At 65.2% G+C, this 23,983-nt stretch carries 27 protein-coding genes; 10 read left to right on the top strand and 17 right to left on the bottom strand.

Translation table 11 applies throughout. The features are described from left to right. Window positions 1-8 precede the first annotated feature (8 nt). Genes AC5Y7D_RS10750 through AC5Y7D_RS10740 form a run of 3 tightly spaced genes read right to left on the bottom strand, consistent with a single transcriptional unit; the run spans window position 9 to window position 2,266 of the window. Window positions 9-158, bottom strand: coding sequence for a hypothetical protein (locus AC5Y7D_RS10750; protein ID WP_499923761.1), 150 nt, complete (start codon window positions 156-158; stop codon window positions 9-11). Further along, window positions 159-1,238: an NAD(P)H-dependent amine dehydrogenase family protein gene (locus tag AC5Y7D_RS10745; protein ID WP_499923758.1), complete on the bottom strand. Its 1,080-nt coding sequence runs from the start codon at window positions 1,236-1,238 to the stop codon at window positions 159-161. It lies immediately after the preceding gene. Then, on the bottom strand, window positions 1,235-2,266 hold the full coding sequence (locus AC5Y7D_RS10740) for a Rieske 2Fe-2S domain-containing protein (protein WP_499923757.1): 1,032 nt from the start codon (window positions 2,264-2,266) through the stop codon (window positions 1,235-1,237). Before AC5Y7D_RS10740 ends, AC5Y7D_RS10745 begins: the two co-directional genes overlap by 4 nt. Window positions 2,267-2,358: 92 nt before the next feature. Between AC5Y7D_RS10740 and AC5Y7D_RS10735 the strand changes: the two genes are divergently transcribed. Further along, window positions 2,359-3,051, top strand: coding sequence for a TetR/AcrR family transcriptional regulator (locus AC5Y7D_RS10735; RefSeq protein WP_499923756.1), 693 nt, complete (start codon window positions 2,359-2,361; stop codon window positions 3,049-3,051). A gap of 36 nt (window positions 3,052-3,087) precedes the next feature. Here AC5Y7D_RS10735 and AC5Y7D_RS10730 read toward each other — a convergent pair whose 3' ends face one another. After that, window positions 3,088-3,549 carry a hypothetical protein gene (locus AC5Y7D_RS10730; protein WP_499923755.1) on the bottom strand — a complete coding sequence of 154 codons (462 nt, stop codon included), beginning with the start codon at window positions 3,547-3,549 and terminating at the stop codon, window positions 3,088-3,090. Between the two features lie 191 nt (window positions 3,550-3,740). Beyond that, window positions 3,741-6,290, bottom strand: coding sequence for a DEAD/DEAH box helicase (locus tag AC5Y7D_RS10725; RefSeq protein WP_499923753.1), 2,550 nt, complete (start codon window positions 6,288-6,290; stop codon window positions 3,741-3,743). 113 nt (window positions 6,291-6,403) lie between these two features. On the opposite strand from AC5Y7D_RS10725, the gene AC5Y7D_RS10720 reads away from it, so the two are divergent. After that, window positions 6,404-7,408: a glycosyltransferase family 4 protein gene (locus AC5Y7D_RS10720; protein ID WP_499923751.1), complete on the top strand. Its 1,005-nt coding sequence runs from the start codon at window positions 6,404-6,406 to the stop codon at window positions 7,406-7,408. Then, a complete protein-coding gene (locus AC5Y7D_RS10715) occupies window positions 7,405-9,147 on the top strand; it encodes a glycoside hydrolase family 13 protein (protein ID WP_499923749.1) in 1,743 nt (580 codons plus the stop codon). Before AC5Y7D_RS10720 ends, AC5Y7D_RS10715 begins: the two co-directional genes overlap by 4 nt. 76 nt (window positions 9,148-9,223) lie before the next feature. Here the strand turns inward: AC5Y7D_RS10715 and AC5Y7D_RS10710 are convergent, their stop codons facing one another. Next, window positions 9,224-9,709 carry a phenylacetate--CoA ligase family protein gene (locus AC5Y7D_RS10710; RefSeq protein ID WP_499923746.1) on the bottom strand — a complete coding sequence of 162 codons (486 nt, stop codon included), beginning with the start codon at window positions 9,707-9,709 and terminating at the stop codon, window positions 9,224-9,226. A 92-nt stretch (window positions 9,710-9,801) separates the two neighbouring features. Between AC5Y7D_RS10710 and AC5Y7D_RS10705 the strand changes: the two genes are divergently transcribed. Then, window positions 9,802-10,029 carry a hypothetical protein gene (locus AC5Y7D_RS10705; protein WP_499923744.1) on the top strand — a complete coding sequence of 76 codons (228 nt, stop codon included), beginning with the start codon at window positions 9,802-9,804 and terminating at the stop codon, window positions 10,027-10,029. 155 nt (window positions 10,030-10,184) lie between these two features. Here the strand turns inward: AC5Y7D_RS10705 and AC5Y7D_RS10700 are convergent, their stop codons facing one another. Beyond that, window positions 10,185-10,799 carry a TetR/AcrR family transcriptional regulator gene (locus AC5Y7D_RS10700; RefSeq protein WP_499923741.1) on the bottom strand — a complete coding sequence of 205 codons (615 nt, stop codon included), beginning with the start codon at window positions 10,797-10,799 and terminating at the stop codon, window positions 10,185-10,187. Between the two features lie 166 nt (window positions 10,800-10,965). Between AC5Y7D_RS10700 and AC5Y7D_RS10695 the strand changes: the two genes are divergently transcribed. Together AC5Y7D_RS10695 and AC5Y7D_RS10690 are read left to right on the top strand one after the other, a co-directional pair. After that, window positions 10,966-11,907: a tocopherol cyclase family protein gene (locus AC5Y7D_RS10695; RefSeq protein WP_499923893.1), complete on the top strand. Its 942-nt coding sequence runs from the start codon at window positions 10,966-10,968 to the stop codon at window positions 11,905-11,907. A gap of 64 nt (window positions 11,908-11,971) precedes the next feature. After that, window positions 11,972-12,895 (top strand): DUF808 domain-containing protein, encoded by a 924-nt coding sequence (locus AC5Y7D_RS10690; RefSeq protein WP_499923740.1) that lies wholly within the window; start codon window positions 11,972-11,974, stop codon window positions 12,893-12,895. Here the strand turns inward: AC5Y7D_RS10690 and AC5Y7D_RS10685 are convergent. Then, complete coding sequence (locus tag AC5Y7D_RS10685; protein ID WP_499923737.1) at window positions 12,892-13,341, bottom strand: GAF domain-containing protein; 450 nt, start codon at window positions 13,339-13,341, stop codon at window positions 12,892-12,894. The two genes, AC5Y7D_RS10690 and AC5Y7D_RS10685, sit on opposite strands and share 4 nt — an antisense overlap. Window positions 13,342-13,395: 54 nt before the next feature. Here AC5Y7D_RS10685 and AC5Y7D_RS10680 point away from each other — a divergent pair, with 54 nt between their 5' ends. Next, a complete protein-coding gene (locus AC5Y7D_RS10680; RefSeq protein ID WP_499923736.1) occupies window positions 13,396-13,623 on the top strand; it encodes a hypothetical protein in 228 nt (75 codons plus the stop codon). Here AC5Y7D_RS10680 and AC5Y7D_RS10675 read toward each other — a convergent pair. The 4 genes from AC5Y7D_RS10675 to AC5Y7D_RS10660 form a co-directional block, all read right to left on the bottom strand. After that, window positions 13,599-15,053, bottom strand: coding sequence for a protein adenylyltransferase SelO (locus AC5Y7D_RS10675; protein WP_499923734.1), 1,455 nt, complete (start codon window positions 15,051-15,053; stop codon window positions 13,599-13,601). The two genes, AC5Y7D_RS10680 and AC5Y7D_RS10675, sit on opposite strands and share 25 nt — an antisense overlap. Before the next feature lie 20 nt (window positions 15,054-15,073). Continuing rightward, window positions 15,074-15,220, bottom strand: coding sequence for a hypothetical protein (locus AC5Y7D_RS10670; RefSeq protein ID WP_499923733.1), 147 nt, complete (start codon window positions 15,218-15,220; stop codon window positions 15,074-15,076). 8 nt (window positions 15,221-15,228) lie between these two features. Beyond that, a complete protein-coding gene (locus AC5Y7D_RS10665; protein ID WP_499923730.1) occupies window positions 15,229-15,795 on the bottom strand; it encodes a hemerythrin domain-containing protein in 567 nt (188 codons plus the stop codon). Window positions 15,796-15,880: 85 nt separating this feature from the next. After that, complete coding sequence (locus AC5Y7D_RS10660; RefSeq protein ID WP_499923728.1) at window positions 15,881-16,645, bottom strand: LLM class F420-dependent oxidoreductase; 765 nt, start codon at window positions 16,643-16,645, stop codon at window positions 15,881-15,883. Window positions 16,646-16,702: 57 nt separating this feature from the next. On the opposite strand from AC5Y7D_RS10660, the gene AC5Y7D_RS10655 reads away from it, so the two are divergent. After that, window positions 16,703-17,638, top strand: coding sequence for a TIGR03619 family F420-dependent LLM class oxidoreductase (locus AC5Y7D_RS10655; protein WP_499923725.1), 936 nt, complete (start codon window positions 16,703-16,705; stop codon window positions 17,636-17,638). On the opposite strand, the gene AC5Y7D_RS10650 is transcribed toward AC5Y7D_RS10655, so the two are convergent. Genes AC5Y7D_RS10650 through AC5Y7D_RS10640 form a run of 3 tightly spaced genes read right to left on the bottom strand, consistent with a single transcriptional unit; the run spans window position 17,639 to window position 20,921 of the window. Beyond that, window positions 17,639-18,235, bottom strand: a complete 597-nt coding sequence (locus AC5Y7D_RS10650) for a DUF732 domain-containing protein (RefSeq protein WP_499923723.1) — start codon at window positions 18,233-18,235, stop codon at window positions 17,639-17,641. A gap of 28 nt (window positions 18,236-18,263) precedes the next feature. Beyond that, the gene (locus AC5Y7D_RS10645) at window positions 18,264-19,997 is read right to left on the bottom strand and encodes a patatin-like phospholipase family protein (RefSeq protein WP_499923719.1); all 1,734 of its coding nucleotides are present in this window, start codon (window positions 19,995-19,997) and stop codon (window positions 18,264-18,266) included. A gap of 36 nt (window positions 19,998-20,033) precedes the next feature. Continuing rightward, complete coding sequence (locus AC5Y7D_RS10640) at window positions 20,034-20,921, bottom strand: Rv3090 family protease (RefSeq protein WP_499923717.1); 888 nt, start codon at window positions 20,919-20,921, stop codon at window positions 20,034-20,036. A gap of 47 nt (window positions 20,922-20,968) precedes the next feature. On the opposite strand from AC5Y7D_RS10640, the gene AC5Y7D_RS10635 reads away from it, so the two are divergent. Further along, complete coding sequence (locus tag AC5Y7D_RS10635; RefSeq protein WP_499923714.1) at window positions 20,969-21,367, top strand: DUF4267 domain-containing protein; 399 nt, start codon at window positions 20,969-20,971, stop codon at window positions 21,365-21,367. Here the strand turns inward: AC5Y7D_RS10635 and AC5Y7D_RS10630 are convergent. Further along, complete coding sequence (locus AC5Y7D_RS10630; protein WP_499923711.1) at window positions 21,364-21,783, bottom strand: PPOX class F420-dependent oxidoreductase; 420 nt, start codon at window positions 21,781-21,783, stop codon at window positions 21,364-21,366. The two genes, AC5Y7D_RS10635 and AC5Y7D_RS10630, sit on opposite strands and share 4 nt — an antisense overlap. Window positions 21,784-21,871: 88 nt before the next feature. Here AC5Y7D_RS10630 and AC5Y7D_RS10625 point away from each other — a divergent pair, with 88 nt between their 5' ends. Beyond that, window positions 21,872-22,696, top strand: coding sequence for an LLM class F420-dependent oxidoreductase (locus tag AC5Y7D_RS10625; RefSeq protein WP_499923708.1), 825 nt, complete (start codon window positions 21,872-21,874; stop codon window positions 22,694-22,696). A gap of 4 nt (window positions 22,697-22,700) precedes the next feature. On the opposite strand, the gene AC5Y7D_RS10620 is transcribed toward AC5Y7D_RS10625, so the two are convergent. Next, window positions 22,701-23,942 carry a cytochrome P450 gene (locus AC5Y7D_RS10620; protein ID WP_499923707.1) on the bottom strand — a complete coding sequence of 414 codons (1,242 nt, stop codon included), beginning with the start codon at window positions 23,940-23,942 and terminating at the stop codon, window positions 22,701-22,703. Window positions 23,943-23,983: the final 41 nt, after the last annotated feature.

Raw genomic sequence — 23,983 nt, 5'->3', positions numbered from 1 at the left:
GCTGGCAGCTATCGTGAGCTGGCCTGTCCGGTCGCGAGGCCGCCGTTGGGATCACCCGCGATGCGCATGTCGTGGCCGTGGCCGTGGCCGTGGTCGAGGATCGCGGTGAGCAATTCCGCGGCCGACGGCGCCGGTGCCCAGGCGATGACGCGGAGCATTCAGATGTTGAACCGGCCCGCGAACGCGCGCAGGGGCAGATCCGCGCTGGTGATCAGCCCTGGGGGAGCGGCGACCACCGACTTGATCGAATTGAGTGCCGGCAACCCGGTGACCGTCATGCCGATGGACGCGAAGTTGTCGGGGTTGGACATATCGACGCCGGGCTTGGGGAAGATCATGTGCTTGTTGTAGATGCACGGGTCGCCCTTGATCTGAGTGATGTAGCAGCCCTTGATGTCCCAGCTCGGGTCGGTGTGGGGGGTCATCTGCCACTCCAGGTGCGTCTCGACCCGCGGCACCCCGTCCACCATGCCCTGGTACTTGATGTAGTTGCCGCCCAATGAGCCTTTGGGCAGCGTGTACCAGCCCAGGTCGACATCCTTTGTGCAGGATCCCAATTCGTAGTCGAACTTCACCTCGTCGAGTTGCAGGTCGAAGCAGTCGGCCATCATCAGAACGCTGTCGGCGAAGACGCGCGTGTACTTCTCCAATTTGCCCGGGATGGACGGATCGTCCACGGGTAAGCCGTAACCCACTTCGATCCAGGTGTCCTTGGAGTGATGGCAGGAGACATCGACCGACTCGATGGTGGTGACATTCTCGATCTCGGCGACGTCGGCCGAACACACCACACCGAGGATCTGGTTGACGCCCGGGTTCATGCCCGTCCCGTAGAACGTCGAGCCGCCCTTCTCGCACGCCTCGGCCAGTAGCTGGGTGACCGGTTTGCCGGAGTGGTGCGGGTGGTTGCGGTCGCGGTGCCAGCCGGTGATCCAGTCCGCAGTGGTGACGATATTGATCCCGGCCTCAAGGACTTTCACATAGAGGTCCTCGTCGGGGAACACGCCGTGGAAGGTCAGCACATCGGGCCGCGCGGCGATGATCTCTTCGACGCTGCCGGTCGCCGTGACACCGTTGGGCGCCAGTCCGACCAGTTCCCCGACGTCGCGGCCGACCTTATCCGCTGAATAACAATGCACCCCAATCAGTTCCAGGTCGGGGTGGGTGGCGATGCGCTTGATCATCTCCGAGCCGACGTTGCCGGTGGCGACCTGGAAGACTCTGATCGGGGACGTCATTTTGGTGCCTTTCCGGAGCTGCTCGCGGCGAGTTCGGCGGTGCCGCCCTTTGCGTCGGGATAGAACTGCTTGGCCCAGTTGCGGATCGCGGTGAACCCTTCGTACTCGGCGTTCGCGAGTGCCGGTGGGTCGGAGTAGCGCTGGTGTGCCCAGATGTGCACGTCCTGGGTGAACTGCCGAATCACCTCTTCGCCGAACGTGCGGGCCTTGGCGTGAGCCCGTTCATCGTCGCGACCCGGCACGCGCCCGATGTAGACCATGAACCTGACATCGGAGGTGCGCTCGTCGACCGGTGTGATTGCCGAGATGGTGCGGTTGTCGACCATGCCCCAACTCCTGGTGACGGCCACGCCCAGCCCGCCGTTGACGGCCTCGACGCCGCTGCGAACGTTGTCGATGCTCTGTTGGTCGTCGCCTTCGAAGGTGATGGTGAAGTCGACGTAGGACACCGGTTCGTCGAAGTCGTGCCGGGTGAAGATCGGCACGATCGGCGTGTTGTGGACGTACTTGAAGTGGGCGAAGTCGACACCGTTCTCCAGCACGTACTGCGGATGTAGCTCCAGGCCCTGCCGGAACAGTCGCTGCTGCGGGTAGTAGTTGTCCGGACTGGTGGCGTCGCCGAAGCTCGCGAAGACGTCCGGTGCGTCGAAAAACGGTGCGCGACCTTCGATGTCGTGCCAGATGTAGACCGATTCGTTGCGCTCCACCACCGGGTAGGTGCGGATTCGTCGTCCCCGGTTGGGCCGGTCCTGATAGGGGATGCGTACGTTGCGACCCTCCGGGCTCCATTGCCAGCCGTGGAACGGGCACTGCAACGCTTCGCCGACGACCTTCCCGCCGTAGCCCAGGTGAGCGCCGAGGTGTTCGCAGTACGCGTTCATCACGGTGAGCTGACCCGAATCGGCGCGCCAGGCGACCATTTCCTGGTCGAAGTACTTCATCGTGTGGACATCGCCGATGTCGATCTCGTCGGACCACGCGACCTGGAACCAGCCAGTGGGTTTCATCGACAAAGGTGGCTTCGCCATGCACGTGGTCCTCTCGATGCGATCATCAAGAACTCTATGAAAAAGTCATAGATGAGTCAACGAAACTATGTTTCGCGCGTTACGATGCCGGAATGGCAGTGGCGGACAGCGCGAATCGCAGAGCGAACAAGCGCGGGCTGGCCACGCGGGAGGCCATGCTGCACGCGGCGGTGACCGCTCTGGCCTCGGGCGATCCCGGAGCGGTCTCGGCGAATCGGATCGCCAAACAGATCGGGGTCACCTGGGGCACCGTGCAGTACCAGTTCGGCGACGCCGACGGGTTCTGGGCGGCGGTGCTGCACCACACGGCCCAGCGGCGGGCCCATGTATTCGCCAATCCCGATACGGGCGCGCCGTTGCAGGCTCGGGTGGCAGAGATCATCGACACCCTGTACGACGGTTTGACCGCACCCGATTCGCGCGCAATCGAGAACCTTCGCGCGGCGTTGCCCCGTGAACCAGACGAGCTGGATCGGCTTTACCCGCGCACCGCCGCGGAATTGCGGTCGTGGGGGCAGGGTTGGCATGCGACCTGTCAGAAGGCATTCGCCGACCTGCTGGTCGATCCGCAGCGCGTCCGGGAGATCGCCACGCTGATCCCCGGCGCGATGCGCGGTCTGGTGTCGGAACGTCAGCTGGGCAGTTACGCCGACCTGGACGAGGCGCGCCGCGCATTGACCAATGCGATCGTGGCTTATCTAGGGGAATCGGCGGACAGCAGGCCGGGCAGTGCGCCGGCGTCGACATCATCGGTGCTCATCACGAATCCATCTCTGCCGCAGTGATTATGGGATTAGCGGCTTACTGCAAAAGTTGAAGCCCTACGCCGGGGCCACAATTTCAGACCACTGATCTGCGGCAGCGATTGCATTCGCCTGCGCCGCGGTCTGGCCGCAAACATCCCTGGTGAAGTTGACGTCCAACCCAATGTGTATGCCGTCGGTGGTGTAGTAGATCTCCCGCCCGGCCTGCGCTCCGCCGGCGCAAGGCGCGTCGTAATCCTTGGGGCCGTTTTCCCACCGATTGCTCACTGCGTTGTAGCGGTACTGCCCTCCGACTTGCTCGTCGCTCAAATCATCGAGTGTGTAGCACCCCGGCCCGCAGTCATGCCGGATCTGAAGGTACGGGTGAAAACTTGCTTTGCTGGCGCTCAAGATGGTGCCCGCATACATACCCGCGGGCAGCGGCGGTGCCGGTTCCGTTTCGGCACTGGCGTTTGGTGCCAACCCGACGCCGGCCCCAGCGAACATGACCATAGTTGCGAATAATGCGCCGAGCTGCATTTGCCCATCCCATTACCTCGGTTGTGTTGCCCGGTTGGGGCCGCAACGAGCTTACTATTTCGTCGGTCTTCTCGGCGCGCGAAGCGTTATTCGCGGAGCGCATTGCGGTAGTCCCGCGCCCGCCGTTGGCTAAGCTGACCAATGGTGATCTCCTTTGTTCGAGGCCGGCGGGATCGCCATAGCCTCTTGGGTCAATCCTGGCGGCCGGCGTCGACCAGGCGGATGACCGCGACACCCTCCTCGTCGGAGGCTTCGAGGTCCACCTCTACGTCAAAGCCCCAGTCGTGGTCGCCGGCCGGGTCGTCGAGGATCTGTCGCACCCGCCACACGTCGGGTTGCCGGTCGACGATCAACAACGCCGGGCCGCGCGCGTCGGCGCCGGTGCCGACATCGTCGTGTTCGTCGAAGTACGCGTCGATGACCTCGGTCCAGCGCTCGGCCGTCCACCCGGAGCCGGCGTCGAGTGCTGCGAGGTCAGCTGAGCGGCGCCGGGCGAACAGCTCCACCCGCCGGAACAGCGCGTTGCGAACCATCGCGGTGAATGCCCGTTCGTTGCCGGTCAGCGGTCGCGGCCGAGCCGATACCGGTACGTGTGCATCCAGCGGCTGGTCCGGGCTGGTGAGCTGCTCCCACTCGTCGAGCAGGCTCGAATCAACCTGGCGCACCAGCTCGCCGAGCCATTCGACGATGTCGGTCACCTCCTCGGTGCGCGCGGCAGCGGGGACTCCGGACCGCAGCGCTTTGAAGGCGTCGGAGAGGTAGCGCAGCACCGCCCCCTCGGAACGGTTCAGCCCGTAGACGCTGACGAACTCGCGGAAGGTGAACGCCCGCTCCCACATCTCGCGCACCACGGACTTCGGCGACAGTCGGGCATCGGCGGCCCAGGGGTTGCTCTGTAGGTAGACCTCGAAGGTGACGCCGAGCAGCTCTTCGAGCGGCCTGGGATAGCTGACGTCGTCGAGCAGCTCGATGCGCTGGTCGTACTCGATGCCCTCGGCTTTCATCGCAGCGACAGCTTCGCCTCTGGCCTTGTTCAGTTGCGCGGCAAGGATCTGACGAGGGTCCTCCAAAGTTGCCTCGATGACCGAAACAACTTCCAGTGCATAGGTTTCGGATGCTGGGTCGAGTACATCGACTGCGGCGAGCGCGAATGTCGACAGCGGCTGGTAAAGGGCGAAGTCGGGTGGCAGATCCAACGTCAGCCGGTAGCGGCGGCCGTCGGCTTGGTCGCGACCCGTGCCCACCCTTTCCAAGACACCGGCCTGCAGCAGCGAGCGGGCGATGCCGACCGCCTCGCGGATGTGTTGGAGTTGGCGCTTGCGTGGCTCATGGGTCTCGGTGAGCAGGCGGCGCATCGCGACGAACGGGTCGCCGGGACGGTCGACGACGTCGAGGATCATCGCCGTCGACACCCGCATGTTGGCCGTCAACGGCTCCGGGGTGGCCTCGACCAGACGAGTCATGGTGGATTCGCTCCACGGCACCATGCCCTCGGGTACCTTGCGGCGCACCAGCTTCCGGCGTTTCTTCTTGTCATCGGCGACTTTGGCGAATTGCTTGAGGTTCTCCACCTCATGGTCGGGTGCCTGTACGACGACGGTGCCTGCGGTGTCGTAGCCGGCGCGGCCGGCCCGCCCGGCGATCTGGTGAAATTCACGGGCGTTGAGCAGTCGGGTGCCAGTGCCGTCGTACTTCGACAGGGCGGTGAAGACGACGGTGCGGATTGGCACATTGATGCCGACGCCGAGCGTGTCGGTTCCGCAGATCACCTTCAGCAGGCCGGCCTGGGCCAACTGTTCCACCAGGCGGCGGTACTTGGGCAGCATTCCGGCGTGGTGCACACCGATGCCATGCCGGACGAGTCGCGACAGTGTTGCTCCGAACGCCGACGAAAAGCGAAACTGGCCAATGGTTTCGGCGATTGCTACCTTTCGCTTCTTGGTGCTGACGTTGACGCTCATCAGCGCCTGTGCCCGCTCCAGCGCTGAAGCCTGGGTGAAGTGGACGACGTAGATCGGCGCCTGCTTCGTGTCGAGCAACTCGCCGATCGTCTCGTGCATCGGCGTTGTCGAGTAGTAGTAATGCAGCGGGACAGGACGCTCGGCGTTGGCGACCAGCGCCGTCGGCCGCCCGGTGCGAAGAGCGAGGTCCTCGCGAATAGTCGTGACGTCGCCGAGCGTTGCCGACATCAGCAGGAACTGGGCGTTCGACAGCTCCAGCAGCGGCACCTGCCAGGCCCAGCCGCGGTCCGGGTCGCCGTAGAAGTGGAATTCGTCCATGACGACCAAGCCGATATCTGCCTGGGCGCCCTCACGCAGCGCAATGTTGGCCAAAACCTCGGCGGTGCAGGCGATGATCGGTGCCCCGGCATTGACCGAGGCGTCACCGGTGAGCATGCCGACGTTGGCTGCGCCGAATACCCCGCAGAGGGCGAAGAACTTCTCGCTCACCAGTGCCTTGATCGGCGCGGTGTAGTAGCTGCGTCGGCCCGCTGCCAGCGCGGCGTATAGCGCGCCGGTGGCGACCAGCGACTTGCCCGACCCGGTCGGCGTCGCGAGGATGACGTTCGCGCCGCTGACCAGTTCGATCAGCGACTCCTCCTGCGCTGGGTACAGCTCGGTCCCGCTCGCCGCCGCCCAGGCGGCGAAGGAGGCGAACAGCTTGTCGGGGTTGGCACCCGTCGCGCGCAGAATGGACAGGTCGTCCGGATCGGGCAGCAGGGCAGGAATAGCGGCGGTCATCTCAAGGACCAGCCTGACAGGCATTCGCCAACTCGCGTAGTTCGCGGCCCGAGTAGCGTGAACACATCGAAATCCCCACGCCCGGCAAGTTCGCCGGTCCGATCCGAATCGCCGTGCTGGCGCCCATTGCGTGGCGGACACCACCTCGCCACTACGGGCCCTGGGAGCAGTTCGCCTCGTTGCTCACCGAGGGGCTGGTGGCGGCCGGCCATCAGGTCACGCTGTTCGCAACGGCCGACTCGATCACCACGGCCAGCTTGCACGCAACTGCGCCGTGCGGCTGGTCTGAGGATGCGACCATCGACCCGAAGGTCGCCGAGTGCCTGCACATCGCGTCGGTGTTCGAGCGCGCCGGCGAGTTCGACATCATCCACAACGGGTTCGACTTCCTGCCGCTCACCTACAGCGACCTGGTTAGGACGCCGGTGGTCACCACGATCCACGGTTTCTCATCGACAAGGATCATTCCCGTCTACGAGCGCTACGACAGCGCAGGCGCATATGTGTCGATAAGCGACACCGATCGCCACCCGAATCTGCACTACGCCGCCACCATCCACCACGGCATCGATTTCGACGGGTTCGCGATCCATCCGAGTCCTGGCGAGCACCTGCTGTTCTTCGGACGGATCCACCCCGACAAGGGCACCGCCCACGCGATCGAGGTGGCCCGCCGATGCGGTCGCCGTCTCGACATCGCCGGGATCATCCAGGATGAGGAGTACTTCCGCGACGAGGTCGCGCCGCACGTCGACGGCGAGCGGGTGCGGTACCTCGGCGCGGTCGACGCCGCTGGGCGCGCCGAGGTACTCGGAGGTGCACATGCCCTGCTTCACCTGATCGACTTCGACGAGCCGTTCGGGTACAGCGTCGTCGAGGCGATGGCGTGTGGCACGCCGGTCATCGCCAACTCGAGAGGATCGATGGGCGAATTGATCGAGCACGGGGTCACCGGCTATCTGGTCAACGGCACCGATTCGGCGGTGGCCTCGGTCGCTGCGGCCGGCCTGTTGGACCGGCGCAAGATCGCCGAGCGCGCCGCCGAACGGTTCACGGTCGCAACCATGATCGACAAATACGTCCAGGTGTACCGCGCCGTCATCGGTGATCAGACGTGAATACCGGCGGCCAACGCGACACTGCCTGGTGGAAGTCTGCGGTCGTCTACCAGATCTATCCGCGCAGCTTCGCCGACTCGAACGGCGACGGATTCGGCGATCTGGGTGGCATCATCGGGCGCCTCGACTATCTGCGAGAGCTCGGGGTCGACGCGATCTGGTTGTCACCGATCTACCGTTCGCCACAGGCCGACAACGGCTACGACATCAGTGACTATCGCGACATCGATCCGTTGTTCGGCAGCCTGGCTGAGTTCGACACGCTCCTGGCGAAGGTGCACGAACTCGGGATGAAGCTGGTGATGGACCTGGTGGTCAACCACACTTCGGATGAGCACCCGTGGTTCGTCGAGTCACGTTCGTCGCGCGACAACCCGAAGCGAGATTGGTACATCTGGCGCGACGCCTGTGAGGGCGCCGAGCCGAACAATTGGGGCTCGTTCTTCTCCGGCTCGGCGTGGGAGTGGGAACAGGCCACCCGCCAGTACTACCTGCACCTGTTCGACCGCAAGCAACCCGACCTGAACTGGGACAATACGCAGGTACGAAAAGCTGTGCAGGACATCATGATTTGGTGGCTCGCGCGCGGTGTCGACGGATTCCGGATGGATGTCGTCAATTTCATCTCCAAGGCCGAGGGGCTGCCCGACGCAGTCGCGGCCCCCGGCCAGCCGTTTGTCATCGCCTTCGAAGGCTTCGCCGACGGGCCGCACGTGCATGACTACCTCGCCGAGCTGACCCGCGAAGTCTTCGCCGGCCGTGACGGCGAGTTCATGACGGTCGGCGAGATGCCGGCGGTGACACCCGAACAGGCCCGCCTCTACACCGATCCGGCCCGGGGTGAAGTGAACATGGTCTTCCAGTTCGAGCACATGTCCGTCGATCAGAGCCCGACGAACAAGTTCGACCACCTCGGTCTCGACCTGCTGGCACTGAAGAAATCGCTCCATCGGTGGCAGGCCGCGTTGGCCGAAACTGGTTGGAACAGCCTGTACTGGAACAACCACGACCAGCCGCGCGTCGTATCCCGGTTCGGCGACGACGACCCCGAATACTGGGCCGCGTCGGCGAAGGCGCTCGCAACGATCCTGCACGGCATGCGCGGCACCCCTTACGTTTATCAGGGCGAAGAACTCGGAATGACGAACTACCCATTCCGGATTCCGCAGGACCACAAGGACATTGAGGCCGTCAACTACTACCACAACGTCCTCGCACTCGGCACCGACGAAGGCGCGGCGCTGGACGGTCTGGCCAAGATCAGCCGCGACAACGCCCGCACACCAATGCAATGGGACGCGGGACCGAACGCGGGATTCACCACCGGTGAACCATGGCTGCCGGTCAACCCCAACCACACCTGGCTGAACGCCGCAGCCCAGACCAAGGCAGAAGATAGTGTCTTCGCGCATTACCAAGCTCTCATCCGCCTCCGCCACGAATTGCCCGTCCTAGTGGACGGCGACTTCACGCCGCTGATGGCCGACGACCCGCAGATCTGGGCATACACCAGAACCACCCCGGACACGAAACTCCTCGTCATCGCCAACTGCGGACGTGAGCCCCGGACCTTAAAGATAGGGAAAGCGGTTGGTCCCGAATGGATTTCGGCCGGTCTTCTACTCGGCAACCTGCCCGATGCCCTGGGCACGTCCACGCGCTCCGCACCAGGGTTCCTCGATCTGGCCGGCTGGGATGCGCGCATCTACTCTGCCGGTCCACGCGAACCGACGCCGTGATCACCAGGTGACGGACTGGCCGATCCGCCCAGACGCGAGGTCGAGTGTGAACGGATTGCGGACTGATGCCCCGACTTTATGCGGTCGGGACGGGAATGAAGCGGCGCTGCTTGCTGCTGACCGGATGCCGCTCGAGGCGATCGACAGAGCGGATCGTGACGACGGGCCGGCTCAGGCCCGCATCGCTCGGTGCGCGGTGCAGCCTGCCGGACAGTGCGCCGAGGTCGAGATCATCGGTGCTAACCACGAAAACATCGATGCCGCACGCAGTTTGATATACCTGGTAGTCGATCAGCTCCGGTGTCCCCACCATGACCGAGCGGATCGAGATCGGGTGAATAGTCGCCTCCGGGTAGTGCAGCGAGTCGTCACTGCGACCCCGCACGCGAGCTCGCAGATACCCGTGTTCGACGGCATCTGGCTGGCGAACGAACGAGTCGGTGAGCTCATAGCGGATCAGGGGCTGGACGACGTTGTACAGATTGGTCACGAGCACCTTGTCGGACGGGACACCGGGTAGGACCGGTCTGTTGTCGGCGTCCACGAGTTCGACGATGCACATGTCGGTGTTGAACGCGAAAACGTCGTCGTCGGGACCCGTCTTCCCGAATAGCCCCTCGGTGGAGCCGAAGCCGTCAAAGACGCTAACTCCGAATGCTTTTCGCACGGCAGAACGCATTTCTGGCAGCAGGGTCTCATGGGCCGGTCGCGGGTCGCAGCTATCGCCGACTCGACGTCGCGGCGATGCAGGCGGTGGTCGGTGTACACGTCGTCGAGCGATTCCATCATCTCGGCTTTGGTCATCACGGGCAGCCGGGAGAGGTCGCGCGGGTCGAGATCCGTGAGGTCAATGTGGGCGAGGCGGCTGCGGTGGAACGGTGACTGCTCGATCGCAAGGGACAACAAGGCATGCAGACCCAGACGCTGGGTCTGGTGTATCCGCTGCGCGTTCTGGGTCCGTCGGCCGAACTGTTCGAACATGCCCGCATTCAGCCCGTCGACGACATCGTCGCGGAAGTGGCGCCATGCCGAGGTCGTCATGACTGCCGGCGGTCCTGCTCGGGCAATCCCAGGGCTCGGACCAGCAGCGCCGCGATGTCCTCCTCTGGCAGCGCATCGGGGTTGGCGGCGCGTTCCAGAGCGACGCCGGCGGCTCCCGCCTGGAAGAACTCCGCGAGCGAACGGAACGGCACGGTCGGCTGCAGACCGGCTGGTTCGTAGAGACGCTCGAGTGCTGCGGCGATGCCGTCGATGGTGCGGGCATGCGACTCGGCGTATCGCCGATTGAGTTCGGCGTCGCGCATGGCGAGGGCACGGAATTCCACCAGTACATGAGCCCATCCCGGCTCCGCAGCGGCGTCCTCTTGGGCGGCGCGCATCAACCGCCGGAATCCGTCGGAGCCGGTGAACTCTTTCGCGATTCGTTCGTTCTCGGCTGCGCGCTCGGTGATCCGGCGCTCGAGCAGCGCGAAGAACATATCCGCCTTGCTGCCGAACTGCGAGTAAACGACACCACGCGAAAAGCCGGCTTCGTCGGCAATCGCCTCCAGGGTGGCGCCGGCATAGCCGCGGGCAACGAACACCCGGTGCGCCGCGGACAACACCGCCGCGCGGTTGCGGTCAACCTGCTCTGCGCGGCTCAAACGGGGCACACCGCAATTAGATGACGGTAGTATCTAAATGTCGATGTTATTTGAATGCCCGAATCGGTTCGGTGCGCCGATCGAAGGATGTTTCACAGGTCCGGGCGCGCGTTCATACCGCACGCCAGTGGGGTACCAAGGGTGTGTGAATGGTCTGGTTTCAAGGCTCGTGTCGATCTATCGACGGACGGGCGCAGACGTGCCGTTCGGGGATCCGGTCCCGTCGCACGGCACCGAAATGGAAGGCTGGTTCTGGCGCCTCTCCGATCGCGACGAGGGACGGGTGGTGGTCGCCCTGTGCAGCGCCAACCGGCAGTCCGATGGCGACTGGTCGACAGCGGCGATCGCGCTGCACCCCGGCGCGGTCGTGCGCTCGGCGGCGGTCGACGGTGTCTCGGCGAGTCAGGCGCGGTTCAGTGTGCAAGCGGATTCGGGCGGGAATCTGATCGATGCCAGCTCCGAACGGCTCAAGATGATTCTCGGCGACACCGCAATCGACCTGAAGTTTCACGATGCATACCAGTGGCCCAAGCCATTTGGTGGCGGTGGAGTGTTCTCCTCGGTGCCGTTCCTCAACCAGTACTGGCATCCGTACCGCTTGGGGGGCAAAGCGTCCGGCAGTGTGACCCACCAGGACCAGCGTTGGGAATTCACCGGCGCGAGGTTGTACTGCGAACGCAATTGGGGAGCCGGTTTTCCGCTGCGGTGGTGGTGGGGTCAGGCTCATGACTTCGGCGAAGCCGACGTGTCGGTGGCGTTCTCCGGGGGGCTGCTGGAGCTGGGGCCGGTCAAACGCGATGTCACCGGAGTCGTTGTGCGACTGGGCGATCGGGTATTGCGCATCACTCCGCCGGCACTGGTGTCGTCCAGCTGCGACGTGCAGCGGTGGCACATCGATGCCCGCACCCTGCGTTACCGCGTCGAACTCGACGGGCGTGGCACGCCGGAGGGGCCGCACGTGCTCCCCGTGCCGCTGCCGGCCGAGCGCCGCAATATCGACACCGACTACGAATACCTGGCCGGCACACTGCACTGCCGGGTGCGTGAATGGGGCCGCGTGATCTTCGAGGGCACTTCGACATTGGCCGGCCTCGAGGTGGGGAGCCGGCCTTCCTGATGAGCGCAGTGATGAGCCGATCGACGCCCACCCGGGTACGCTGCAACGCCATGGGGCAGACGCAATGAGCGCGGGTCTGTTCGGACTTCTGGACGACGTGGCGCTGTTTGCGCGACTGACCGCCGCTTCACTCGATGACGTCGGCGGCGCCGCCGGACGTGCGACCGCGAAGGCCGCCGGCGTGGTCATCGACGACACGGCAGTAACGCCTCAGTACGTCGATGAAATCTCCGCCGAGCGTGAATTGCCGATCATCAAGCGCATAGCGCTGGGATCGTTGCGCAACAAGCTCCTGTTCATCCTGCCCGGTGCGATGCTGCTCAGCCAGTTCGCGCCGTGGCTGCTCAGCCCGGTCCTGATGCTCGGGGCCACATATCTGTGTTACGAAGGCGCCGACAAGGTATGGAGCAGTCTGCGCGGTCACGACCACGGTAACGAGCAGCTGGAAAGCGAAAGTCACATGGTGGCTGCTGCGATCCGGACCGACTTCATCCTGTCCGCCGAGATCATGGTGATCGCGCTCAACGAGGTGGCCGCCGAGGCATTCGTGCCGAGGCTGGTGATCCTCGCCATCGTCGCTGTGATCATCACCGTCGCCGTGTACGGCGTGGTCGGCGGCATCGTCAAGATGGACGACATCGGCCTGCATCTGGCCAAGACCTCCTCCCGGGTGGGCAGGAAGGTGGGGCGGGCGCTGGTCGCGGGGATGCCGAAACTCCTGTCGGTGCTGTCCGTCGTCGGGACGGTGGCGATGCTCTGGGTGGGCGGCCACATCCTGCTGATGGGCGCCGATCACCTGGGCTGGCACACGCCATACGGTTTGGTGCATCACGCCGAGCAGTGGGTTCACCACGCGCCGCTGGGCGGCGTGCTTGGCTGGTTGGTCAACACTGCGATATCCGCTGTGATCGGAACGCTGGTCGGCGCCGTCGTGTTGATTTTCGTGCTGGCGCTCCAGCGGGTTCGGCGTCGCCGTTCCAACACCTAACGCTCGGGTCGTCGCGCATTCCAGATCTGTTGTGTCTCTTGGCGCACCGACGCGTGATGGATCTGCTGGAAGTTGCGTCCGCCGCGCCGGAACGTCGCGACCACCGCGGCGGGCACCTCGGGCTCCAGCAGCGGCTCAGTCAGCCAGCTGCAGCGCCGCACATGCACCAGGTCGACTGCCGGCGCGTCAGGGGAATCGTCCCGGAAGTAGGGCCCGTCGATCCGGCCGAGCCAGAACAATCCGTCCTGGTCGCGGGTCCACACCAATGAGCCGTCGGCCGCGGCGGCGAAGCGGTCCACCCGCCGCGCCAGACGTTCCTGTTCGGCCAGGTTGCCTACCACCTGTCCGAAGCCGCACAGAGCCAACCGACGGGCGCGGTCGAAGGTGGCTCGCGAGTCGATGGCGTTGCCGCGGGATCGCATCGGGGCGCGGTAGACGTCGGCCATGCCGCTCATTCTGCGCGATATGCTGTGAAAGCCGTAACGACGGGAGGATGACGGGTGTCCACCTTCAAGCGCTATCTGGCAATCCAGGCGATGGTGTTCGTCTGCGGCATCGTCGGTCCGATCTTCTTGGTCATATTCTTTTCCGCGCCAACACAACCGCACATGAAGTGGGCGTACTGGTGGGGATTGTTCATCACCTACATCGACATCATGATCGCGATCGGGATCACCGCATCCACCCGGGAGATCCAGCGGGCTCAGGTGCCGCAGAAGGTCCGGTAGACGCCGAAATCCGTAGGTGCGGGAGACGCGTACCGCTGCAGGCCGGGCCGCTCGGTGTAGGGAGCGGTGATCGCCTCGAGCAGTCGACTGAGCGGGTCGAGATCGCCGTCCGTGGCCGCGGTCAACGCCTCCTCGACGAGATGGTTACGCGGAATGTAGATCGGATTGACCCGGTCCATCGCCTCGGCGTCCGGTCCCAGCGCCCGCCAGCGCTGCGCCCAGTCGTCGAACCGGGCGGGATCGACGAACTGACCTCGGGCCGGTTCGCCATCGCCCCGCGCGGCAGCGGCCAGATGACGGAAGAACGAGGTGAAGTCGACGTGGCTCTCCTGCAGCATGGGAAGCAGTTCATCGAGCAACGGCATCACTGCGTCCACATCGGTCGCCAGCCCCAGCTTGGCCTGCATCCCCGAAAGCCACGCCGAGTGGTATGCGTGGAATCCGTCGAATGCGTTCTCCACCAATGCTATTGACTCGTCGACGTCGTCGCCGATCAACGGCAGCAGGGTCTCGGCGAACCGGGCGAGGTTCCAGGCGGCGATGGTCGGTTGATTGCCGTAGGCGTAGCGGCCCCAGGCGTCGATCGAACTGAACACGGTGTCGGGGTCGTAGGCCTCCATGAACGCGCACGGCCCGTAATCGATGCTTTCACCCGAGATGGTCATGTTGTCGGTGTTCATCACGCCATGGATGAACCCGACCGTCATCCAGCGCGCCACCAGCGACGCCTGCGCCGCGACCACCGCTTCGAACAGCGCGAGGTAGGGGTTCTCGGCCTGTGCCGCATCGGGATGGTGGCGGGCGATGGCATGGTCGGCCAGCCTGCGCAACAGGTCGAGATTGCCTGTGGCAGAGGCATATTGGAAGCTGCCGACGCGCAGGTGGCTGCTCGCGACGCGCACCAGCAGCGCTCCGGGCAGCATCGTCTCGCGTGCCACCGGGCGCCCGGTGGCCACCACCGCCAGCGATCGTGTGGTCGGGATCCCCAGCGCATACATGGCTTCGCTGATGATGTACTCGCGCAGCATCGGACCCACCACCGCCAGACCGTCGCCGCCGCGGGCAAACGGTGTGCGCCCCGAACCCTTCAGGTGGATGTCACGCAGCCGCCCGTCGGCGTCGATGAGTTCGCCGAGCAGCAGGGCCCGGCCGTCGCCCAACCGCGGCACATAGCCGCCGAACTGATGCCCGGCGTAGGCCTGGGCCACCGGTGCAGCGCCGCTGGGCACCAGGTTGCCCACCAGGAAACGCACTCCGTCGGGACTGTTGAGCCAGCCGGTGTCCAGACCGAGCTCGGCGGCCAGCGGCTCGTTGAGCACCAGCAGCCGCGCCTCGGGCGGAACTTCTGCCTGCCACCGCACCGCCATCTCCGGCAACTCGGTCGCGAAGCGGTCCTGCAGGGTGATGGTGATGTCCGGGGTAACGCTCACTTCACACACAGTACGGAGAATCAACCGTCTTCGTTGCCCGCCAGACCTTCCGGCGGAGGGGTCGAATACGCCGGGTACGCCGGCGGCGAGACCACGCTGTCGTCGCCGTTCTCCTGTTCCGGTGCAGCGGCTTGGTCCTGCTCATCCGGTGATTGGGGGTTGCCCATCGCGTCCCCTAGCTGACGGCTTGCCTGATCAGGTCGCGGGCGCGGTCCAGCATCGAGGCGAACGGCCCGACGGCGAAATTCAATTTGGCCGACTCCACACCGGCGTGCGGCCGAGTCGGCGCGATGGCCTCGGCCATCTTCACCGCGGTGCCCATCCGCTTGAGGTCGTTGTCGTCGACTTGCCTCTGCAACTTGGGGAACTCTTCGAGTTCCTCGTGCTCGGCGTGTGCGAGCACCGCGTCGCGCAACTTCGTCAGCTCGTCGATGAACTCCTGCGACGTGATGTCGAGGCTTTCGATGTTCGACAGCAGCTCCTTCGCGTCGTGCTCTTCCTGCAGAAGGGAATCGACGATCGCATCTCCTTCGTCGGATTCGCGACGCAGGCGCGGATGCACGATCATCTCCTCGGCCGTTTCGTGCACGGCCAGCAGCTGGCGCAACTCGATGAACGGCTGCTCGCGCGCTTGCGGGTCCGAAGCCAGCAGGACCTGGTCGAACATGTCCTCGATCAGGTCGTGCTGGGCTTTGAGGAACGCGATGACTTCGTCGGGTGTTTCGACGATCATTTCGGACATAACGAATAACCTCCAATGAGGGGGCTCGGAAGTGCGGGCAGTGGGCTGTGCGCCGCTCTTCGGCGCATACCCGGGCAACTGGCTGCTAAAACGCCGACCGCGTCGCGACCAGGCGCTTCACTTGTTCCAGGGGATAGGGCGCGCGCAGGCCGAGGATCAGGTGCTCGGCCCCGGCGTCGACCAGCGATTTCATCAGCCCGGGCTCCGCGCGTTCGATCCACACGGTGCGTTCGATCTCGCCGGGGTCGCGCCCGACTTCGGCGCACCACCGGTCGATAACCCGGTTCTTGGCCCGGATGGTGTCGGCGTCGCCGTAGCCGTTCCACATGTCGGCGTGCTTGGCCACCAGGCGAAGCGTGCGCCGCTCCCCGTTGCCGCCGATCAGGATCGGCAACGGGCCGATCGGCCCCGGCTGCAACAAGGCCAGCCGCCGGCGGATGCGGGGGAGCGCCTCAGCGAGCAGGTCGAGTCGTTGCGCGGGGGTGCGCACCGGGTAGCCGTACTCGATCTCGTCTTTGTCCATCCACCCCGAGCCGATACCCAGCACCGCGCGACCGCCCGAAAGGTGATCGACGGTGCGCGCCATGTCGGCCAACAGATCGGGGTTGCGGTAGCCACAGCCGGTGACCAGCATTCCGATCTGGGACACCTTCGAGGTGGTGACCGCCATCGCGCCCAGAATCTGCCAGCCCTCGAAATGAGCTTCGTCGGCGGATCCATACAGCGGCGGGAAGAAGTGGTCCCAGGTCCACAGGCTGTCCACGCCGAGTTCGTCGACGGCCTGCCACGCCGCGCGCAGATCGGCCATCGTCGTGTTCTGCGGATGAATCTGAACGCCGATTTTCACCATCGACGTCAAGCATGCCCCCAGAGCACGCGATACTCGGTACGTGACGAAAACTGGCCTATGACGGATCGTCCGACGCTGTCGCTGTATCTGCGCAGCTACAGCGACGATCCCGACACCGATTGGTCGGCAACCCTGGGTGTCGCCCGCGCCATGGATGCCGCCGGCGTCGACCGTGTGGTGGTGTCCGACCATGTCGTGTTCGGTGAGAACCTCGACGCCTACGCCGACCCTGCGCTGGGCGGAACCGCGGGAGGCAGGCAACCAACCGGTCCGGACGGCCTGTGGTTGGAACCGCTCGTGATGCTGACCGCGGTGGCTGCCACGACGACCAACATCCGGCTCGGAACGTCGGTTCTGCTGGCGGCACTGCGCCGGCCGGCCGTGCTGGCCAAGCAATTGGCCTCGATGGACGTGCTGTCCGGCGGGCGGGTGGACCTCGGCGTGGGGATCGGCTGGCAACGCGAGGAGTATGAAGTCGTAGGTCTACCCTTCGAGCAGCGCGGCCGCCTGCTCGATCACACGCTGGAGGTGTGCCAGACCCTCTGGACACAGCAGCGGGCCGCCTACAGCTCGCCCGAACTGTCCTTCGGCCGTATCCATCAGATGCCGAAGCCGTTGCAGTCCAACGGCATTCCCATTTGGGTCAGCGGGACAGTGAACCGGGCCGTCGCGCGGCGGCTGAGCCGGTTCGGCCTGCGCTGGATCCCCTGGGGCCCGGCGATCACCGATTTGGGCGCAGCGATCCCGGCGATGAAAAGAGCGATCGCCGACGCCGGTGCGGATCCGGCTGGTCTGCAGGTACAAGGTTCGGCGGGTCTGTTGAGGGGCTCTGATCGCACGATCGATGTGCGGGCTTCCGTTGCGGTGGTTCCCGGCATCGTGGCCGACGGCGCCACCGACATCCGGTTCTCGGGGTCGCTGCCCTCAGACCCCGGGCAGGCACATGAGGTGTTGGCCGAGTTGGTCAGCGCCTTCCGGAAGGTCACCGACTGATCAGATCGCGGCGACCAGCTTGCTGTACTGCGGGCAGTAGGCACGGACTGAGATTGCCACGAAGTCCTCGGCGTGCACAGCGAAGTCCGGACTGCTGGACCGGAACTGCGCGATCACCTCTTGCACCGTCATGCCCTGCCCGATGTTCTGGCACACCGTCTTCCCGTTGAAAACGGCGGCTTCCGGGTTGGCGAACTGGATGCCTTTGTCGTTTAGTGCGGCGATGTACCGGCTGTCCTGGTCCGCCGTCGAGGAGACCGTGGTGGTGGCCGGCGCCGTGGTGGTCACCGGCGCGTTCGTGGTCCGCGCCGGCTCTGCGGCTTTCCCGGATGTGTTGTTTTCGTGCATCAGCCAACCCGCGACCACGATCACCACGGCGAGGGCCAGGCAGATCAGCAGGACGGTGGCGGCTCGGGTCCACGCGGTGGTCCAGGACTGGTCCACATCGACATCGTCGGGCGTAGGGTTCTCCCGGCTGCCCGGTGCGGCCGGGCTGTCCTGAATTTCCGCGAGTTCGTTACTGCTCGACCAGGCCAGGTTTCCCGAGCTTGCCGTATCGCCAGTGTTGTAGTCGGCGCCTCCGACCCGGTCGACCATGGGGTCATGGTAGTCCGCGTGAACCGCCTCAGGTGAGGTGGCGGTTGCGCCAGCGGGAGAGGCGACCGCTGGGCGCCTGGATGGCCCCCATCACCGAACTCATCGACGATGCCACCGACTTCGCGTGCTCCCGCGGCCTCGCGGCGGGAGCCGGGGGCGCGTCGCCTACCCACCAGGTCGGCTCCAGCAGCGCCGACGTCACCGGCATCGCCTTTTCCACACTGTCCCATCCCCAGCGGTACGCGCGGTCTATCGCGGTGGTCGAGGGGGCCAGGTTGATTGGCGAGAGGGTGGGCTCGAAGCGCACCAGGCGGTCGGCATAGGGCAGATTGCGCAACATCTGCAGCTGAATCGCCTGCAGGATGGGAGCCAACCAGAGATGCCGCGAATCCCATTGCGGGTGAAAGCAATCGAAGGCGAGATAGCAGGCGTTGCGAGTGCCGATCTTGCCGTCGCGGACCCGCTTCCACGCCAGTTCGACGGGCACGTTGCTGGCCGCGCCGCCGTCGACCAGTGCTGCGATCTCCCGCTCGGCGAACAGGTCCTCGAGCAGTGGCAGCATCCGGGCATCGCTGGTTTCGTGGTGCAGCACACCGGGAATCGCCGAGGAGAACGACGCGGCGTCCAGGACGTCGAAGTCGAGTGCCGGATCGTCTCCGCAGACCACGATCGGCTTGACCACCCGCAGGTCGATGAACGCCGACACCTGCCACATTCGCGCTGCCACCAGTGGTCCAATCCCGATGGGCCGGAACGGAAGTGAGCGGAACTGCAGCGCCGCCAGCTCGGGACGGCGGAACCGGGACGGCAGCGCCGCGTACGGTTGCCGGCGGACCCCGGCGACCACGACGTCGAACGGAATCGACAGGTCCGACATGCGCATCCGCTCACCGTCTTCGCGGCTGAGCAGGGCGTGCGCGAACTGGTCGAAGCGCAGCGCGAACAATCCGGCCATGCCGTGGCGGCGACGCATCCGCTCGGGACCGAGAATGGCCCGATACGAGACCGTCTTGGCCCAGGCGACGTACTCGTCGATCGGCACCGGCAACTCGCGGGCCACCAAGCTGCCGATGATCGACCCGAACGACGAGCCGATTATGTAGTCGGGCACGTGGCCGGCTTCCAGCAGTCGTGCCATACCGCCGATGTAGACGAACCCCGCGCCCCCGCCGCCGCCCAGCACGGTGACGAGTTTCTTGTAGCCCACCTCGGCGTCGAGTTCGGTGGCGGAGAAATCATTGCGGTGGCGATCGATGAGTACTTGGCGCTGGTCGTCCTGGTCCTCGCCCAAGCCGGCCAGCAGCTCGCGTGCCGCCGTCAAAGCCTTGATCGGGTCCGGTTCCTCGCGTAACGGCCCGTACAGCGCGTCGACCACCCGCGATCGCCACGGGCCGATCTCCGCCCCTACCGAGATGTCACCGCGGCCGCGGCTGCCCCCCGGACCTGCGACGCCCGGTTCGAAGTCGGCCAGTCGGGCGAAGTTCAAGATGTAACGCAGCTTGCGCAGCTCCTCGGTGCTCAGCACGTCCGGGTTGGCCAGGTGATTGCGCACCAGCCGGTTCTCCATTTTCTGCAGCACCAGGGCCGGATCCGTGGCCGGCAGGTCGACCGTGTCGAGCGCCGCATCGGTGGCCTTGGTCTCGTCGTCCTCGAGATCCGCCAGGTCCTGCATCAGGTCGAACGCGGGCACGTCCTGACCGAGACCCTGTCTGCTGCGGGAACCGAAACGACCGCGAAGTACATCGGCGAACGGGATCTCCATGAGCAATCACCCTCTCATGGAGCCCACCGGCCGTGACTACCGTCCGCCCACGGGCACCGTCGGCATCGCCGTGCTGCCCGGCCAGCAACCCAGCGGGCTGATGCCTTTGTTGATCGCGGCCGTGATGCAGTTCTGCACCACCACATTGGGGTCGTTGCTGATCGAGCGGGACAGGATCTCGTTTGCTTTGGCCTGGGCCTCGGCCGTGCGCTGGGACTCCACCGCAATCGAGGTTTGGGCGCGTTGCTGGTTGAGTTGGTTGATCTTGTCCTCGGTGCCCTGGTCGTACTGGATGGTCGGCACGTTGACGTCGAAGATGTCGACCTGGCTGCCCACGTCATGGCGCATCAGGTCGGCGGCGCGCTTGGCGAGATTGGGTAGCGGGGAGACGTCGAGATTCTGCGGATCCAGCGGATTGAACGCAGCGAACACCTCGTTGAGCGCGACCGAGAGATTCCGCTCGATCAGATTGACCCGCACGTTGTCGAAGGTCTTGTACTGCTGAAAAAGTTCGGGGGCGGCGTGCTGTTGGAGCTGCCAGCGGATACTTACGTCCGCCCAGGCGGTGGACTGGTTGCCCAGCCGGACCATGATGCGCTCGTCGTTGTTGCCCTGCTTGACGTACTTGTCGATCTGCACCGCGCCATCCATCTGGTGGGTCATCTGCCAGGGCCACTTACCGTGGAATCCGTTGTTCAGACTTACCCCGGTGGGCCGGCCGAAGGTGGTGACGATCGCGATCTGCCGGGTCCCGACGATCGTGAAGCAGCCCAACAGGAAGATCGCGGCGGCGGCGGCCACGGCGCCGATCGCAACCGTTCGGCGGCGCCGCTTGGCCTTGTCGTCGCGGGTGAAGACCCAACCCAGGGCCGCCACGCCCGCGACGGCCAGGCAAAGAACGAACATCACGATCTGCCACGTCATCCCCGACTCCTTCTCACTAGGTGTAGGGGAAGACTAGGCTGCCGCCCATGTCGATCGATCGTGCCGCACTCGTCGCAGGCAGCATCCGGCTCGCTTCGGGCATCGCTTTCCTCGTCGACCCCGTCAAAGCGAACAAACTCTGGGGTGACCCGGACGATCAATCCGCTACCGTGCAACTCCTGCTGCGGTCGATGGGCTACCGCGACGCACTGATCGGCGGGTTGCTCGCGTCATCGGCCTTGCGGGGCAGAAACACTCGCGGCTGGTTCCTGGCGTCCGGCGGCGCGGACGCGGCCGATCTGCTGGGCGGGATGTCCGTACACGGCGAACTCAAGCGCTCACAGCAGATCATCGGCCTCGGCGGCGCGATTGCCGGTGTGGCCGTAGGGCTTTGGGGCGCGGCGCGCCCGGCGAAGCGGGCCCCTGAGCCACCCGCCGTGGACTAAGTCCAAGGCCCGATGCCGCCGACCTTATCGATGCGGATCCGGGTTAGGAATCCCGGCGGCGCATCGGAGGGCGGGAACACATTCGGGTCGGACAGCGTCTGCGCGAGTTCCCTCAACAGCTCCGGCGCGCCGCCTTCGACGATGCGCGCCGTGCCGTTGATGGCGAGGTAGGGCCGCATCGCCCCGCCCGGGTCGTCGGTCGAGACGACGGTGACGGCGACGCGGGGATCGTTGCGGACGTTGCGAACCTTCTTGTGTTCGGCCAAGTGTGCGGTGACGAGTTCGTCGCCGTCCGCAGTCGAGTGCAGCGCGACCCAGACCAGGCTCACCTGCGGGCTGCCGTCGGGATTGAGGGTGACCAGCGTGGCGTCGGCGCCCCGGCCAATCAGTTCGCGTGCTGCGTCATTGAGCTTCATGCGTTGTTCTACTGCCGCGTGCGGCGATTAATTCCCTGCGGCGGGTTTTCTTGGCAGAGTCGTGGCTGCAGCGACGATGGGAGCAGACATGCGTTTCGGAATCTTGACCTTTCTCACCGACGAGGGGATCGGTGCGACCGAAGTCGGACCGGCCCTCGAGCAACGTGGTTTCGACTCGCTCTTCGTTGCCGAGCACACACATATCCCGGTCAACCACAACAGCCCCTATCCCGGTGGTGGTCCGATTCCGCGCAAGTACCACCGCGCGCTCGACCCGTTCGTTGCGTTGACGGCCGTGGCCGCCACCACCCGGACCCTGCTGCTGGGCACCGGAATCGCGCTGCTCCCGGAACGGGACCCGATCATCACTGCCAAGGAAGTCGCCTCCCTGGATCTGGTCTCCCAGGGCCGGTTCGTCCTTGGCGTCGGCGTGGGCTGGCTGCGCGAGGAGGTTGCCAACCACGGAGTCGAGCCCGCGGTACGGGGCCGGGTGTCCGACGAACGGCTTCACGCGATGATCGAGATCTGGACGCAGGACCAACCCGAGTTCCACGGGAGATACGTCGATTTCGACCCGATATATTGCTGGCCCAAGCCGGTGACCAAGCCGCATCCGCCGCTGTACGTCGGCGGGGGACCGGCCATCTTCAAGCGCATCGCCGAGTTCGGTGCCGGGTGGATCGCGCTCAGTCCTTCGCCGGAACTGCTGGCGGGCCCCCTTGAGGAGTTGCGTGCGGTTGCCGGTTCCGACGTTGCGGTGACGGTCTGTCAGTGGGGGGATGCCACGGCCGAAACCCTTCAGGGTTACGCTCCGCTCGGTGTGGAGCGGGTCTTGCTCCAGCTGGAGACCATGCCACCCGACCAGACGCTACACAGTCTCGACGAACTTGCAGAACTGGCCCAAATGGACTGAGAGATCAGGGAATAACGATCCGTAGCCGCTCCCAGCCGCGCACCGTCGATGTCGGTGCGAGCTTGAGGCTGTCGTAGTCGATCTCCCACTCGGGCCAGCGGTTCAGCAATTCGTCGAGCGCGACCCTGCCTTCCAGGCGCGCCAGATTCGCGCCCAGGCAGTAGTGCACGCCCTTGCCGAAGGTGAGGTGGGAGATATTGTCGCGGTGCAGGTTGAAAGTGTCGGGATCCTGGTAGCGCAACGGATCCCGGTTCGCCGAACCGAAGAGCAGTAGGACGGCACTGCCGGCCGGCACCCTGGTGCCGTAGCTCTCGAAGTCGCGGATGGTGTAGCGCGCCACGTGCGGGCCCGTCGGCTCGAAGCGCAACGTCTCGTCCACCGCGCGCGTGAGCAGGGAGCAGTCCTGAGCGACTTCCCGGCGCTGGTCGGGATGCTCGGCGAGCACCTTGGCCAGCCAACCGATCAACCGGCCCGTCGTCTCGTTACCGGCGCCCGCAACGACCTGCGTGTAGTGCAGCACTTCCGTGCGGGTCAGCTTTCTCCGGACGCCGGTTTCGTCCTCGAACTCGACGTTGAGTAGCGCGGTCATCAGGTCGTCGGAGGGGTTCTTGGCGCGCCACTCCACGTAGTCGGCATAGATACGGCCGTCGGCGATCGAATCCGGGTCGGCCACCTTCATCGGTGTGCCGGGTTTGGTGCGCAGGTTGGCGTCGTTGGCATCGCGCACGCCGATCTGTTCGTCCTCGGGGATGCCCAGCAGCATGCCGATGACGCGCATCGGCATCATGGACGCGAGTTCGGCGATGATGTCGAAACCGTCGGAGCCCACCAGAGGGTCGAGACAGCGGACGCAGTAGGCCCGAATCTGGTCCTCGATAGCGGCCATCCGGCGCGGAGTGAACACCCGTGACATGACGCCACGCAGCATGGTGTGCATGGGCGGGTCCTCGAACATCATCACGCCCGGAGGCATAGGGAACTTGGACTGAATCAGTTCCAGGATGTCGCTTCGGCTGTTGGAGAACGTTTTCCAGTCCGACAGCGCCTTCTCGACGTCGGCGTGGCGGGAGATCGCCCAGAAGTTGTAGCGCTCGTTGTAGTACAGCGGCGCTTCGGCGCGCAGTCGGGCGAAGGTGGGGTAGGGGTCGGCGGTGATGTTGACGTCGTATGGGTCGTAGTAGACATCGGTTCCCGAAGTGATGGTCACGGCTGATTCTTTCGCTACTTGGCCCGGGACGGTCCGCATTGAGTAACCTGGTTACACCGTGTACAGTAACCACGTTACTG

It is taken from the genome of Mycobacterium sp. NGS49, assembly GCF_059812565.1.
Note: the sequence above shows the minus strand (reverse complement) of the source record. Positions and strands in the feature narration are given on the sequence as shown.

Bases quoted from the DNA above. Each gene is read 5' to 3' on its own strand.
- AC5Y7D_RS10750 (WP_499923761.1), bottom strand. From the start codon at position 158: ATGCTCCGCGTCATCGCCTGGGCACCGGCGCCGTCGGCCGCGGAATTG.
- AC5Y7D_RS10745 (WP_499923758.1), bottom strand. From the start codon at position 1,238: ATGACGTCCCCGATCAGAGTCTTCCAGGTCGCCACCGGCAACGTCGGC.
- AC5Y7D_RS10740 (WP_499923757.1), bottom strand. From the start codon at position 2,266: ATGGCGAAGCCACCTTTGTCGATGAAACCCACTGGCTGGTTCCAGGTC.
- AC5Y7D_RS10735 (WP_499923756.1), top strand. From the start codon at position 2,359: ATGGCAGTGGCGGACAGCGCGAATCGCAGAGCGAACAAGCGCGGGCTG.
- AC5Y7D_RS10730 (WP_499923755.1), bottom strand. From the start codon at position 3,549: ATGCAGCTCGGCGCATTATTCGCAACTATGGTCATGTTCGCTGGGGCC.
- AC5Y7D_RS10725 (WP_499923753.1), bottom strand. From the start codon at position 6,290: ATGACCGCCGCTATTCCTGCCCTGCTGCCCGATCCGGACGACCTGTCC.
- AC5Y7D_RS10710 (WP_499923746.1), bottom strand. From the start codon at position 9,709: ATGTGCATCGTCGAACTCGTGGACGCCGACAACAGACCGGTCCTACCC.
- AC5Y7D_RS10705 (WP_499923744.1), top strand. From the start codon at position 9,802: ATGCTTTTCGCACGGCAGAACGCATTTCTGGCAGCAGGGTCTCATGGG.
- AC5Y7D_RS10690 (WP_499923740.1), top strand. From the start codon at position 11,972: ATGAGCGCGGGTCTGTTCGGACTTCTGGACGACGTGGCGCTGTTTGCG.
- AC5Y7D_RS10685 (WP_499923737.1), bottom strand. From the start codon at position 13,341: ATGGCCGACGTCTACCGCGCCCCGATGCGATCCCGCGGCAACGCCATC.
- AC5Y7D_RS10670 (WP_499923733.1), bottom strand. From the start codon at position 15,220: ATGGGCAACCCCCAATCACCGGATGAGCAGGACCAAGCCGCTGCACCG.
- AC5Y7D_RS10665 (WP_499923730.1), bottom strand. From the start codon at position 15,795: ATGTCCGAAATGATCGTCGAAACACCCGACGAAGTCATCGCGTTCCTC.
- AC5Y7D_RS10660 (WP_499923728.1), bottom strand. From the start codon at position 16,645: ATGGTGAAAATCGGCGTTCAGATTCATCCGCAGAACACGACGATGGCC.
- AC5Y7D_RS10655 (WP_499923725.1), top strand. From the start codon at position 16,703: ATGACGGATCGTCCGACGCTGTCGCTGTATCTGCGCAGCTACAGCGAC.
- AC5Y7D_RS10650 (WP_499923723.1), bottom strand. From the start codon at position 18,235: ATGGTCGACCGGGTCGGAGGCGCCGACTACAACACTGGCGATACGGCA.
- AC5Y7D_RS10645 (WP_499923719.1), bottom strand. From the start codon at position 19,997: ATGGAGATCCCGTTCGCCGATGTACTTCGCGGTCGTTTCGGTTCCCGC.
- AC5Y7D_RS10640 (WP_499923717.1), bottom strand. From the start codon at position 20,921: ATGACGTGGCAGATCGTGATGTTCGTTCTTTGCCTGGCCGTCGCGGGC.
- AC5Y7D_RS10635 (WP_499923714.1), top strand. From the start codon at position 20,969: ATGTCGATCGATCGTGCCGCACTCGTCGCAGGCAGCATCCGGCTCGCT.
- AC5Y7D_RS10630 (WP_499923711.1), bottom strand. From the start codon at position 21,783: ATGAAGCTCAATGACGCAGCACGCGAACTGATTGGCCGGGGCGCCGAC.
- AC5Y7D_RS10625 (WP_499923708.1), top strand. From the start codon at position 21,872: ATGCGTTTCGGAATCTTGACCTTTCTCACCGACGAGGGGATCGGTGCG.
- AC5Y7D_RS10620 (WP_499923707.1), bottom strand. From the start codon at position 23,942: ATGCGGACCGTCCCGGGCCAAGTAGCGAAAGAATCAGCCGTGACCATC.